The 14,244-nt window shown below is 43.3% G+C and carries 10 protein-coding genes; 8 read left to right on the top strand and 2 right to left on the bottom strand.

Annotated features, from left to right (window positions below; genetic code table 11):
* The first annotated feature begins 48 nt into the window (after positions 1-48).
* Complete coding sequence (gene uxaC / locus AAE02nite_RS07620) at positions 49-1,485, top strand: glucuronate isomerase (RefSeq protein ID WP_146896618.1); 1,437 nt, start codon at positions 49-51, stop codon at positions 1,483-1,485.
* Positions 1,486-1,868: 383 nt separating this feature from the next.
* The gene (locus AAE02nite_RS07615; RefSeq protein ID WP_146896615.1) at positions 1,869-2,885 is read left to right on the top strand and encodes a sugar kinase; all 1,017 of its coding nucleotides are present in this window, start codon (positions 1,869-1,871) and stop codon (positions 2,883-2,885) included.
* 267 nt (positions 2,886-3,152) lie between these two features.
* On the opposite strand, the gene AAE02nite_RS07610 is transcribed toward AAE02nite_RS07615, so the two are convergent.
* Together AAE02nite_RS07610 and AAE02nite_RS07605 are read right to left on the bottom strand one after the other, a co-directional pair.
* Complete coding sequence (locus AAE02nite_RS07610) at positions 3,153-3,599, bottom strand: NanQ anomerase/TabA/YiaL family protein (RefSeq protein ID WP_146896612.1); 447 nt, start codon at positions 3,597-3,599, stop codon at positions 3,153-3,155.
* Between the two features lie 288 nt (positions 3,600-3,887).
* Positions 3,888-4,913 (bottom strand): sugar kinase, encoded by a 1,026-nt coding sequence (locus tag AAE02nite_RS07605; RefSeq protein ID WP_146896610.1) that lies wholly within the window; start codon positions 4,911-4,913, stop codon positions 3,888-3,890.
* A gap of 256 nt (positions 4,914-5,169) precedes the next feature.
* Here AAE02nite_RS07605 and AAE02nite_RS07600 point away from each other — a divergent pair, with 256 nt between their 5' ends.
* From AAE02nite_RS07600 to AAE02nite_RS07575, 6 genes are all read left to right on the top strand, one after another.
* Complete coding sequence (locus tag AAE02nite_RS07600; protein WP_146896607.1) at positions 5,170-5,832, top strand: bifunctional 4-hydroxy-2-oxoglutarate aldolase/2-dehydro-3-deoxy-phosphogluconate aldolase; 663 nt, start codon at positions 5,170-5,172, stop codon at positions 5,830-5,832.
* Positions 5,833-6,044: 212 nt separating this feature from the next.
* Positions 6,045-7,394 carry an MFS transporter gene (locus tag AAE02nite_RS07595; RefSeq protein WP_146896605.1) on the top strand — a complete coding sequence of 450 codons (1,350 nt, stop codon included), beginning with the start codon at positions 6,045-6,047 and terminating at the stop codon, positions 7,392-7,394.
* Positions 7,395-7,576: 182 nt separating this feature from the next.
* Positions 7,577-8,005 carry a nuclear transport factor 2 family protein gene (locus tag AAE02nite_RS07590; RefSeq protein ID WP_146896602.1) on the top strand — a complete coding sequence of 143 codons (429 nt, stop codon included), beginning with the start codon at positions 7,577-7,579 and terminating at the stop codon, positions 8,003-8,005.
* 697 nt (positions 8,006-8,702) lie between these two features.
* Entirely contained in the window at positions 8,703-9,161 is a 459-nt protein-coding gene (locus AAE02nite_RS07585; RefSeq protein WP_146896599.1) for a hypothetical protein, read from the top strand.
* Between the two features lie 717 nt (positions 9,162-9,878).
* On the top strand, positions 9,879-11,510 hold the full coding sequence (locus AAE02nite_RS07580) for a T9SS type A sorting domain-containing protein (RefSeq protein WP_146896597.1): 1,632 nt from the start codon (positions 9,879-9,881) through the stop codon (positions 11,508-11,510).
* 358 nt (positions 11,511-11,868) lie between these two features.
* Entirely contained in the window at positions 11,869-14,235 is a 2,367-nt protein-coding gene (locus tag AAE02nite_RS07575; protein ID WP_146896594.1) for a glycoside hydrolase family 127 protein, read from the top strand.
* The last annotated feature ends 9 nt before the right edge of the window (positions 14,236-14,244 follow it).

Raw genomic sequence — 14,244 nt, 5'->3', positions numbered from 1 at the left:
TAATCACCACCAACCTGAAATCCAACCTTAAACCCAAAACAGGAAAAAATGCTTTTAGATAGCCAGGTAAACGTTAGAAGTGACAAAAAACTATTTCTGGACGAGAATTTCTTATTGCAGTCGTCCACGGCCCAGCAACTTTACCACGAGTTTGCGAAGGTTATGCCCATTATAGATTACCACAACCATTTGCCGCCCGACCAGATTGCCCAGGACAAGCAATTCGAGAATATTACGCAGGCGTGGTTATACGGCGACCATTATAAATGGCGGGCGATGCGCACCAACGGGGTAGACGAAGCCTTTATCACCGGTGGCAAAAGCGATTATGAAAAGTTCGAGAAATGGGCTGCTACCGTACCGTATACCATGCGCAACCCCTTGTACCACTGGACACACCTGGAACTACAACGGTACTTTGATGTAAACGAAGTATTGTCGGAGAAGAATGCGCGGGAAGTGTACGAAACTTGCTCGGCTAAACTGCGCACGCCGGAATATTCTACCCGGAATTTGTTACGGAAAATGAACGTGGTAGCCGTTTGCACCACCGACGATCCGCTCGATAGCCTGGAGCATCATCAGCAAATTAAAAAAGACGGTTTTGAGATAAAAGTGTTACCGGCTTTCCGGCCCGATAAAGCCATGAATGCTGACGATCCTGAAGCCCTGAATGCTTACATTCAGAAGCTGGAAGTAGTAGCCGGCGTAGCTATTGATAATTTTGATGCTTACTTAACTGCCCTGAAAAAACGGCACGATTACTTTGCCGAAAATGGCTGTTCCGTTTCGGACCATGGCTTAGAAGAAATTTACGCTGAGGATTACACCGACGAAGAAATAAAGCAGATTTTCGATAAAATCAGAACCCGGAAAGCGCTTTCGCCCGACGAAACTTTAAAATTTAAATCGGCGATGCTGTATTATTTTGCCATCTGGGATCACGAAAAGGGTTGGGTGCAGCAATATCACCTGGGTGCTTTGCGCAATAATAATTCCCGGATGCTGCGGCAACTGGGCCCCGATACGGGTTGGGATTCTATTGGCGATTTTAAGCAGGCCCGCGCACTTTCTAAATTTATGCGCCGCCTCGACAATTCTGACCAGCTAACCAAAACCATTATTTATAACCTTAACCCAGCTGATAATGAGCTGATGGCGACGATGGTGGGTAACTTTAACGATGGTTCGGTGGCCGGTAAAATTCAGTGGGGTTCCGGTTGGTGGTTCCTCGACCAGAAAGACGGTATGATCAAGCAAATGAACACGCTTTCAAATATGGGCTTGTTGAGCCGTTTCGTAGGCATGCTCACCGATTCGCGCAGTTTCTTGTCGTTCCCGCGCCACGAATATTTCCGGCGGATATTATGCAATATGTTTGGCGAGGATGTAGAAAACGGCGAACTCCCCAACGATATCCAATGGATTGGAAAAATGGTGCAGGATATCTGCTTCAACAACGCTAAAAATTATTTTAATTTCTAGCTACCTGATTTTCGAAATTGGCAAGTGAGGTCTTTAGTACCATAGAACCAACTCGTGTCATTCAGGAGGAAACTTTTAGCTGATTCAGTACCGCTTGCTATTAGGAATATTTTGTTGAGAGTTGATTTAATTTAATTGATTTTATTTCAATTTAAATTTAAATTCTCCATAGTAAAGTGCCTTGAATCAGCTACATAGATTCCTCCTGAATGACAGAAGTAGGTTTCAGGTGCCTGTATTAATTTCTCTAGTTTTGCGGAATAAAGTTTATAGGTAGCAACTACATTATTAAAAAGGAAGTAGAACAAAATTGCCTGTTTCAATGGAGACAGGCAATTTTGTTATCGGCCCTTATCTCTTAAACTGTAACCAAGTATTTAGAAATGAAAAAAGTACTATGTTTTGGTGAGTTGCTGCTACGGATATCGCCGGCGGTGGAGGAAGATATTACCGAAAACCCAATGCAGTTATACGTGGGTGGGGCAGAGGCCAATGTTGCTACGGCTTTGGCAGGTTGGCAGGTGCCGGTAAAATATGGTACCGTGTTGCCGGATAACTTTATGTCGCGGCACGTAATAGAATATTTAGAACAACAAGGCATCGACACCTCTGCCATAAAACTGGCCGGCGACCGGATTGGCATTTATTACCTCGATTCTGGTTCTGATTTAAAAGGGAGTGTGGTTTACGACCGTGAGCGTTCTTCTTTTTCGGAGTTGCGGCGGGGTGTGCTGGATTGGGATGAATTATTACAAGATGTAGACTGGTTCGATTTTTCGGCCATTAGCCCGGCTTTAAACAAAAACGTAGCCGATGTTTGCCTGGAAGCCGTAGAGGCTGCCGCTCGCAAAAATATTACCATTGCCGTCGATTTAAATTACCGGTCGCGGTTGTGGAAGTACGGAAAACAACCTAGTGAAGTAATGCCTGCTTTAGCAGAATATTGCGATGTGGTAATGGGCAATATCTGGAGTGCCAATACTTTGCTTGGAACAGTGGTGGATGAACACATACACGATAAAAAGAGCAAGCAAGCTTACCTGGATCACGCTGAGGCTACTTCGCGGGAAATCACTCAGAAATTTCCTAAATGTAAGATAGTTGCCAATACTTTTCGGTTCGATAGCCCGGAGGAAGATATTTTATATTACACTACCTTGTACCAAAACGGCCAGCTCTGGCACTCCCCGGAATTTAAGACCAAGGGCGCTGTTGATCGTTCGGGTAGCGGCGATTGTTTTATGGCGGGTTTAATTTACGGCTTGTATAACCAACACGAACCGCAGAAACTATTAGATTTTGCTACCGCCGCGGCTTTTGGCAAACTACAGGAAATGGGTGACTCTACGAGCCAGGATAGGTTAACTGTTGCTCGCATCCGGGAGCGGAAACAAGTGTAGCCGGATACATTTTCGTTAGAGAATTGATTCTGAAAAAATATAAACTAGAAGCTTAGCCTTAGCTTGTCCGTAAGGTGTTTAGAACAATGCGTGTAAAAGTCTCACAAAAATAAATAAAAAGGCCTGTCATTCTGGGAATCCAAGGATTCCCAGAATGACAGGTTGAATGAGAATTTAAAATCAAAATAAACCTGTTCATATCTCCCATCAGGTAAAGATTTGAAATGGATATTTTAAAAGATTTAAATACGAAACATTAATCTTTCGCTACAACTTTATTTTTACCACCAGTTTTTTAATCTGGCCTTCACCAATCAACGGGGCGTGCACATCTTCGGGGAAAAATATCGCAAACTGGCCGGCAGTCATTTTGAAATAAGTATCCGGTTGGTCGTTGTAAAAAGTAACATCTTTTTCCGTGTTGTATTCATCTTTCGGCGAGTGGCATTTGCTTAAGGGCTTCCAGCCTAATTCTTCGGAGCCGCTAGGGCAAACCTGAATATCGATGTAATTGCGGTGCGCCTCAAACTTGGCAGTTTCGGCCGGGCCACCGTCTTTTACCATTACGGCAGCGTGCACGTCTTTGCCATCAATTTCATATTTGCCTACTTCAATGGTTTCCAAATCTATGCTTTTAATAAATTCAAAAGCTTTGGCAAAGTTGCGGTGCAGGCCGGCGTACTTATCAGCGTTTTCTAAAGTGTCTAGTACCATATTTGGAGGGTTTTGAAAGGTTGAATATTTTTCTGGAGTATTCTTATTATCAGAAATTATGAAGAAAGGTAAGAACTGTCATTCAGAAAGAAACTTGTTAGCAATCGGTTAGCAAGTTTCCTTCTGAATGGCAGGAATTCAACTGGTTTGCTTTTTGATTATTCAGCTAATAAAAAATCCGCCTCACCTAATAGTCAGACGGATTTTTACTTTAGCTTATTTTGTGTTTTAAGTTGGGAAATCAAACAAGGTAATACAACCTTAATTATCAACTTTTAACTAAAAGTATTACCGCTGTACCCGGCCAGAGGCATCGCCTTCAATCAGGTCGATTACTTCTTTGCGGGTGGCGTGGTTCAGGTCGCCGGGGATGGTGTGTTTTAAAGCCGAAGCACCTACGCCAAACTCTGCCGCTTTATTCATCGGCATGCCGGTTACCAAACCGTAAATAAAACCACTGGCAAAAGAGTCGCCGGAGCCTACGCGGTCTACAATGCGTACTTCGTACTGCTTGGTGTGGTAAAACTCGTTGCCGTCGTAAACCAAAGCGCTCCAGCCGTTATCAGAGGCACTGTGGCTTTCGCGTAAAGTAGAAGCAATGTATTTAAAGCCGAATTTTTCTTTCATTTGCTTAAACACACTCTTATAACCTTCTAAATTTAACTCGCCTTTGGTAATATCGGTGCCTTCGCTCTTAAAGCCCAGGGTGGTATCGGCATCTTCTTCGTTACCAATACAAACATCTACGTACTGGCAAAGGCGGGTCATTACTTCGCGAGCCTTTTCTTTGGTCCACAATTTCTTGCGGTAGTTCAGGTCGATGCTAGTGGTAATGCCTTTGGCTTTGGCGGCTTTTAAAGCGGCTTCAGTCAGGGCGGCGGCTTTATCGCTTAGTGCCGGGGTAATACCGGTAGTATGGAACCAATCGGCGCCTTCCAGAATTTTATCGAAATCAAACTCACTTACATCTACATCGGCAATAGAAGCACCCGCCCGGTCGTAAACCACCTGGGAGGCCCGCATGGAAGCACCGGTTTCGAGGAAATAAATGCCTAACCGCTGGCCGCCCCGCGCAATAAACTGCGTATCAACGCCATAACGGCGCAAGTGGTTAATGGCCGCCTGCCCAATCGGATTGTCTGGTACTTTGGTTACGAACGTGCCGTTTTCCCCGTAGTTACAAATTGCTGCCGCCACGTTGGCTTCGCCGCCGCCATAGGTTACATCAAAAGTGTCTGACTGAACAAATCTCTTAAAATCAGGAGTAGATAAGCGCAGCATTATTTCTCCGAGGGTTACTACTTTTTTTGGCATAATTGGTTTGAATTTTTGGTAATAAATATGTTTTTTATTAATGAAAATTATACAAAGAATATTTACCTTTGAAAAGCGAACAAATATGGTTAATAGTTTTCTAGTCAGCAACAATTTAGATAAATTAATACCGCTATTTTATCGCAGGACTGGTGTCTCAAAAGGTTGGTGAAAATACGGGCGTGTATTTTAGTTTAGTTATTTATATAAAGTGGTATATTCCTACTATTATTGCAGAAATTAAATCAAAACACTTATGGATAAAAAATCGCACATTCTACAATTGATTCCGGAACAGGGTTTTCTGCCTTTATTCTTTTATAAAGATACCGAGGTAAGTATAGAAGTATTAAGAGCTTTGTATAGAGCCGGCATCCGGACTGTAGAATATACCAACCGGGGCGAAGCCGCCTTAAAGAATTTTGAGAAAATGCGGCAGGTTTGCGATACCGAACTGGAAGGCATGTATTTGGGAGTGGGTACCATTAAAAACGGTGCTTCGGCCCAAGCTTTTATCGATGCCGGTGCCCACTATATTATTAGCCCGGGCCTGGTAGAAGATGCGGCAGCCGTAGCCGATAAAAACGATATGTTGTGGGTACCAGGCTGTATGACGCCAACCGAAATTATTAAAGCCGAGCAGATGGGCGCCAAAATGGTTAAATTATTCCCTGGCAATATTTTAGGTACCGCTTTCTTGTCGGCGGTTAAAGAATTATTCCCCGATTTATTATTTATGCCTACCGGTGGTGTGGATTTAGACCGCGAAAATATTGCCGGTTGGTTTAAAGCGGGTGTTAGTGCCGTAGGTATGGGCAGCAAATTAATCAGCAAGCCCTTGCTCGAACAACGGGATTATGCGAAGATAGAATCGCTTACCAAAGAGGCTTCCGCTATTATTAAATCTATCAGAGGCTAAAATATAGTTTGAATTATGAATTATTAATCAGAAATTATGAAGTAAAAGCCAGGTAGATAATTATTTACCTTAAATAGTTATTTATCCAGAAGTTGATTATCAAACGCTTTTGTTTTATTTCTGTTTGATTAACCACCTTTTCACGTGCTTTATTTAGTTTCTGATTTGTAATTCATAATTCAATATTTGTCATCCATTTTTAAATATCCCTCATGCAACGTGTCACCACCACTCCTCCAACTAATCGGCCGCCTACCAATACCCAGGAGCAAATAGGCCGCTACCGCTGGACTATTTGCTCCCTGATATTTTTTGCTACTACCATCAACTACCTCGATCGGGCCGTAATCTCCTTATTGAAGCCTTACCTGACTGAGGAGTTCAACTGGACCTCCGGCGATTACGCCGATATAGAAATTGCCTTTAAGGTTGCTTATGCACTGGGTATGCTGGGTGTAGGCCGGCTGATTGATAAACTCGGTACCAAAATAGGTTATGCCTTATCTACCTTTTTATGGAGTTTAGCGGCGGTAGGCCATGCTTTTGTAAACAGCACCTTTGGTTTTGGCGTAGCCCGGGCTTTTTTAGGAGTTACCGAAGCCGGTAACTTCCCGGCTGCCATTAAAGCTACTGCCGAGTGGTTCCCCAAAAGAGAAAGAGCATTTGCCACTGGTATTTTCAACTCCGGATCTAACGTAGGGGCAATTATTGCCCCTTTAACGGTGCCCTTAATTGCCGAAACCATGGGTTGGAAGTGGGCTTTTATCTTAACCGGCGCCATTGGCTTTATCTGGATAATAGCCTGGTTTTATTACTACGAGGTACCGGCGCGGCAAGCCCGCCTGACCAAAGCCGAGTTCGATTACATTCACAGCGACGTAGACGATATGGCGGCTGCGTCCATCGAAACCGAACCAAAAGTGCCCTGGGTGCGCTTATTGGCCTTCCGGCAAACCTGGGCTTTTGTGCTGGGTAAGTTTTTAACCGACCCGGTGTGGTGGTTTTATCTTTTCTGGTTGCCTGATTTTCTGGATAAACAATACGGTATTCGGGGTTTAGATATTATGTGGCCGGTGGCCCTGGTATACACCATTTCGAGTGTGGGTAGTATTGGCGGCGGCTGGGTACCCATGAAATTTATTCAGAATGGCTGGCCGGTTTTCCGGGCTCGCAAAACGTCTATGCTCATATACGGATTATTGGTATTGCCCATTGTTTTTGCCCAGGAATTAGGCAGCATAAATATGTGGCTGGCTGTGTTGGTAATTGGTTTGGCGGCTGCGGCTCACCAGGCCTGGAGCGCCAACATATTTACCACCGTTTCCGATATGTTCCCTAAAAAAGCGGTGGCATCAGTTACTGGTATGGGTGGCATGGCCGGCGGTTTAGGCGGTATTTTGTTATCGGCGCTGGTGCAAAAGCAAATGTTTGTGTACTACGAAAGCATTAACCAGCTCGAAACCGCTTATTTTATCATGTTCCTGATTTGCGGCGGCGCCTATTTGCTGGCCTGGCTTATTATGCACGTGCTGGTACCCCGCATGAAACCCGTAAATATTTAGTATTATTTAAAACTGATGTTAAGTAATAGTTAAAATAATACAGGTTTAAAAAACCACCCTTGTCATTCAGGAGGAAACTATTTTGTAAATAGCTAAATAGTTTCCTCCTGAATGACAGAGGCGGATTGGTGATACCAAAATTTAATATTTCTACTCCTCATTCACTACAAATATTCATTTATATGAAATCAATACTGTGTTCTTTCTTTTTATTATTAGCTGTTAGCCTAAGTGGTTTTGCCCAAACTGCGGATGAGAAAGCTGTAGCCGCCGCTGTAGAAAAGCTGAAAACCGCAATGGTTAATCCTGATAAGAATAACCTGAATAATATTGCCCTGCCCGAACTGAGTTACGGGCATTCGAATGGTTTAATTGAAAACAAAGCTACTTTCATGGAAAACTTGTTGAGCGGTAAATCGGATTTTGTGAAGATTGACCTGACCGACCAAACTATTAAAGTGGTAGGCAACACGGCCCTGGTGCGGCACACGTTAACGGCCGAAACCAAGAACGGTGGCGTACCTGGTACTACTAAGCTGTCTATTCTGTTGATTTGGCAAAAGCAGCAGGGGCAATGGAAATTACTGGCGCGCCAGGCGGTAAAAGTTTAACTTAATATTGCCTTTTGTCTCATTTTTTTATCGGTTTGGTCTTTGTTTTCCTATGCAGCTAATCTGGTAAAAAACATAAAATGTTCTTTTAATGGAATAGCGTAAACTGAAACTTACAGGTCTATATTCACCGCCGAGAAGCAAACACAGTTTCTAATTTATTTTGAGCGGTTGTAAAATATATCTTGCCAGATTGGGTTAGGATTGGCATTTAAGAATTAAAATAGTTTCTCTTTTCAGCGACCCGAACCACCCGGCAAAATAGCCTTTTGCCGGGTGGTTCGGGTCTTTCGTTTTCAAGGGGGTTAGGTCATACTTTGGAATAACATCAGATTCTGTTCTTTTAATTGGCGGAACTACTATTCAGCATGCCGCCAGGCATGCCTCACCATAAATATTCTTTAGGTATACCTCACCAAAGAAATATTTGGGACTGCTCGTGTTTGGTCTTCTTGAGTGATGATCCGGCTACTTGTCCTGTCTTCCTTATTCCGCCCGGAAACCTAAGGCAACTATGAATTCTAATTTAAACCGCTTTAATTTAAATGCTGGTAAGTAGCGTTTAATATCTCCGTAAGCTTCAGCATAATCCTGTGAAAAATAAACTTAGCCAACTACGGCAACTTATTTAAGACTATATCGATAAAGAATATTAACCCGCCATTATAGCCAGCGGTAGAGCTTTAATTATTGTAAGATGAAAAACAAGGAGCTTTACGATAAAACCATAAAAATATTGGTAAACGCATATCTGAACAATTCTTTGGTGCAGGGGAATTGCCATGCCTGCGCGGTAGGTAATCTGGTTGCGGCCAACCTGGATATAAAATTTAACCAGGATTTAAAATGGATTGGCCGGACGGTTGCCTGGTCGCATGTGTTTGTTACGTTGAGTTATAAAATTGCCCAGGTAAAGCGACCCTGGGCTTATACTGGCCAGGCCCAGGCGCAAATAGATGCCACCGGTTATACCTGGCCCGAACTGGCCCGCCTGGAATACGCCTTTGAAAGAGCGCCTAAAGGTAAAACACGGGAAGAACGCATGTTTAACGGCTTGATGGCGGTGTTAGATGTGCTTAGCCAAATCCACGAAATGGATGAGCAAACCAATTTGGCCACAAAAAAACTGTTTTCTGAAAATAGTATTCTGCTTTAATAAGCTGTAGCTGGGGGATGAGAGGTATAAACAACCTTTTGTGTAATTAATTTTTAGAAGCGTAACCGAAAAATGCCTTATAGATTAATGCTTACTATTCCAATCCAGTCAAACTTAAAACAAAGAGTATAAAAGGGCTAACCCCAAGTCCTTCCTGAAAATAACGAGGGCAGCCTGGCGGCTGTTTTAACTTTAGCTTTTCCCAGAAGCTATGGCGCTGTTTATCAGTAGGAAACCAGATATTGGTTCTCCGCCCTATTGAAGGATTATTGGTACATCTTAATATAAAGGCTATGGGCAATGAGCCGGCAGCTAAAGTAGCAGTGCCTTTTTGCCGCCGCTGAACCAGACGCATATTTTCCAGTAACAACTCCGTAATGCCAAGTGCCTGTACCGTATCTTTCGATCTGCACCCAATCATAACTTCTTAGCAGGCTGGTTCGAAAGGGAGCTTCCGAATTTTAAAACCAAGCTGCTATGCCTCCCAACTATTGAACATATTTAGTATTAATAATCCTAAAAACCCGAAAGGAGCGAATAGGAAAGGTTTTTTCGAAATCTTTAAATAATTATAAATAATAATGAACTATTCTAATACATATTTTATTTATCCTATAATTGCAGCGGGTTTAAAAAGCTATGGATTAATAGGTTATTAATCTTGGAAAGCAAAGGGGCCTGCTTTGGAAGCGTTAACAAAAACTATTTATAAGCTAAATGAAAACTGGTCTATTACTTCCTAAATCAACTTTGTTCGCGTTTTTAATCTTCCTTTGTCTTGCTTGTTCCACCCTTAGTTCTTTCGCCCAGTTAATAGGTAAATACGAATTTACCGGCGTGTCTACGCTCCAAACCCAAAATGATTTTTCAGCTGTAACAGAACAACCTTATTATGCTACTTTTAGTCCATTCAAAAGAGAAGTGGTGCAATGGTGGCGCGGTGATAACGTGTATAACTCGCGGGAATGGAGCAAAACCGTGGAAGAAGAGCGTTTTATAGAGTTTACTATTACCGCTAATCCCGATTATGCCTTACTGTTAACCTCACTTAGTTTCGATAATTACCGCACCTCAGATGGACCAACCAATATTCGGGTAACGCATAATGGTAACGGAAAATTTAACACCGAAACGCATGATTTTTTGCCTCCGGTAAGCAATCTGAGCAAAACCACCTGGGATTATAACGACTTTGTAATTCCTGCCGGCAGTTCGGTTACTTTTCGTATCTACGGTTATGGGGCTAATAGTTATTTAGGTGCGTTCCGGGTGGATAATGTAAGCCTTTTTGGAACGCCTATCCCGCGCATAAAAGTGAATGAGTTTCATTACGCCAACACAGCCGTTACCAGAACCGGATTTATAGAACTTGCCGTTCCGAAGGATTTCACTAACCTGAATTCTGTCCAAATTGGTTTGTACAATGGGGCCGGCAACGTTTATGGTACTTTTAGCTTAGCAAATTTTAAAACAGCAAACCCCGGTATTGTAACCGACCAAAAATTATACTACCTCGATATACCGAGCGGACTGGCCGATAACCAGGGTGGCTTCTGTATTTATGCTGGTCAGCATATTATTCAGTTTTTATCTTATGGTGGAGAGATTACGGCCGTTTCCGGTCCGGCTGCCGGCCTGAAGAGTCAGGATGTAGGTTTAACTGAGAACGCTTCTGATGGCCCGGATAACTCGCTTTACCTAGCACTGAAAAATAATGCTAATTATGCCCCGGGCACCTGGGGCCGGAGTCTTGATAACAGCAATACCAAAGGTTTTCCGAACGAAGATAATTCGGTACTGCCAGTGGAGTTGGTATATTTTAAAGCGCTGCCTACCGCCAAAGAAATAAATTTAAGTTGGGCCACGGCTATAGAAAAGAACCATGAACAGTTTGTATTGGAAAGAAGCCAGCAAGAAGCTACTGATTTTAAATCTATTGGCATTATAAAAGGCAACGGTGATTCCAATACCGAAAAGTCTTACCAATTTGTTGATAGAAAGCCTTTACCCGGCACTAGTTATTACCGCCTGAAGCAAGTTGATTTGGATGGCACCGTTACTTATTCGCCTATATTAGCGGTAGCATTAAAACAATTGCCGCAAGTACTGAATCTTTACCCAAACCCCGCTTTAGATTTATTAAACGTTAATTTGGGCTATGCGAAAACTTTTAAAGAGATTAATGTACGGGTGCTCAACACAATGGGAAAAGTAGTTTACCAGCACTCTGGTACTGATTTAACTGATAATTTTTTAGCTGTTCCGGTTACCAGTTTACCGACCGGTACCTATTACTTAGTAGTGGTGAAAGATGGTGTGCAGGAAAGTAAAGCATTTATAAAAAGATAGTTTAATGGGAATAGGCAAATGAACTCCATCAATTAATTTCCTGAATAGCCACGCATATAAGTCAGTATTCCGGAAAAATAAGCAAGCTGCCATTGCTTAAAACCTCACCGGTCTTCAAGACCTGTGAGGTTTGTGCAACCGGTATAACCAATGTTCTGTTAGGGAAGAACGTTCAAGAGATTTGTTATAACAACTGATAATTATATTGGTGAGACTCCTCCTTAGGGAACCAGAAGGGTAGTTTCACTTATTTTATGGGTGGTACTTTAGGCAATTCCAGACTTATTTTTACTTCAAAATTTCTTAGTAATCCCAAAGCAGGCTTGTAACTTAGCTTTTCTTAATCATATTACCCCAAATGAAATTAAGTTCTTTTTATGTTCTCTTGCTGTTACTGATGCCAATCCGGGGTTTTAGCCAGCAGGTGCCATTGCAAAGTTTTCCTTTAAATGCGGTGCGGCTGCACAACAGTCCTTTTAAGCAAGCCCAGGAAATTGACCTGCAATATATCTTAGCCCTGAGCCCGGACCGGTTACTGGCTCCATATCTGAGCGAGGCCGGCATAACACCTAAAGCCGAGTGGTATGGCAACTGGGAAAACACCGGCCTGGATGGGCATATTGGCGGGCATTATTTATCGGCTTTGTCTTTGATGTATGCGGCAACCGGTAACCAGGAAGTAAAGCAAAGGCTCGATTATATAATTGACCAATTGGCTGCTTGCCAGCAAAAAAACGGCAACGGCTACCTGGGTGGGGTACCGGGTGGTAAGGACATGTGGCAGGAAATCGCTCAAGGAAAAATTGATGCGGGCACTTTTTCGTTAAATAAAAAATGGGTACCCCTGTACAATATTCATAAAATTTACGCCGGCTTATTAGATGCTTATCAGTTTGGTGCGAATCCGAAAGCAAAAGACATGCTGGTGCAACTTACTGACTGGTGTTTGAACTTAACGGCTAATTTATCGGAAGCACAAATACAGGAAATATTAAAGAGCGAACACGGCGGGCTAAACGAAGTTTTTGCGGATGTTGCGGCCTTAACCGGCGATAAAAAATACCTGGAGCTGGCCCGTAAATTTTCGCACCAAGCCATTCTGAACCCTTTATTAGCCCAAAAAGATGCCCTGAATGGTATTCATGCCAATACCCAAATCCCAAAGGTTATCGGGTTTATGCGGGTAGCCGAAGTAGCCGGCGAACAGGATTGGGCTAAGGCGGCGGATTTCTTCTGGCACACGGTGGTACAGAACCGAACCGTTTCCATTGGGGGCAACAGTGTGCGGGAGCATTTTCATCCGGCAGATAATTTTTCTTCCATGCTGGAGTCGGTAGAAGGGCCGGAAACCTGTAATACTTACAACATGCTGAAGCTTAGTAAACATTTGTTTCAGGCCAAACCTACCCAGCAATATATCGAATATTACGAACGGGCTTTGTACAATCATATTTTGTCGTCGCAGCACCCCGAAAAAGGCGGCTTTGTTTATTTTACGCCCATGCGCCCGCAGCATTACCGCGTATATTCGCAACCGCAGGAAAGTTTCTGGTGCTGTGTAGGTTCGGGGCTGGAGAACCACGGAAAGTACGGCGAACTGATTTATGCGCATAACACCAAAGACCTTTATGTAAACCTGTTCATCCCGTCGGAACTCAACTGGCCGGAAAAAGGACTTACCCTAACTCAGGAAACGAAATTCCCCTTCGAAGAAGCCACCGCATTAAAATTAAAGCTGAAAAAACCACAAAAATTTGCTTTGCAAATTCGTTACCCATCGTGGGTAAAAACCCGTGGACTTAAAGTGCAGGTTAATCAGAAAGACGTAATCGTTAAGCCAGATGCCAGCGGTTTTGTAGCTGTAAACCGGAAATGGAAAACCGGCGATGTGGTTATAGTTAGCTTACCCATGCAGACCAAAGTGGAGCAAATGCCCGATAAATCATCTTGGGTTTCTTTTGTGCATGGCCCAATAGTGCTAGCGGCAATAACCGATACTACTAACCTGAAAGGTTTATGGGCAGATGGGAGCCGTATGGGACATATTGCCAGCGGACCACAGTACCCGATTGAAGAGGCCCCCATGCTTGTTTCTGCGGATAAAGATTTAGCCGCGGCCGTGCAGCCGGTGGCGGATAAGCCCTTAACTTTCCGGGTCGCTAATTTGCTTTATCCGGCTAAATATAAAAGTTTAGAACTGGTGCCTTTTTACCAGATTCATGAGGCGCGCTATATGTTATATTGGCCCGTAACTACCCCGGAAAAACTGGAAAATAACCGGAAGGCCATGCGGGAAAGAGAAACTGCCCGGCTGGCGCTGGAAGCCCGCACCGTGGACCAGGTAGCCCCTGGCGAGCAACAACCGGAATCAGACCATAATTTTCAGGGCGAAAAAACCGAATCCGGCGTGTTTAACAACCGCCACTGGCGCCATGCTACCGGTTGGTTCAGCTACGCTCTGAAGAATCCGAAGAAAGAGGCGCGCACCTTACAAATAACCTATTTTGGCGGCGATAAAAACCGCAGTTTTGATATTTACGTGAATAATACGTTGCTAAGAACCGTTAAACTGGATGGGGTTCAGGGTGATAAATTTTACGAAGTTGACTACCAACTGCCAAATGAAATATTAAACAAAGCCGGCAGCACCAACTTAACCGTTAAATTTATCGCCCATCAAAACTCAACTGCCGGGGGCATTTACTATGTGCGTTTACTTAAATAAATTCAATTA

Source organism: Adhaeribacter aerolatus (genome assembly GCF_007991635.1).
GTDB lineage: Bacteria > Bacteroidota > Bacteroidia > Cytophagales > Hymenobacteraceae > Adhaeribacter > Adhaeribacter aerolatus.
The sequence above is the reverse complement of the archived record's forward strand: the minus strand, read 5'-3'. Positions and strand labels throughout refer to the sequence as shown.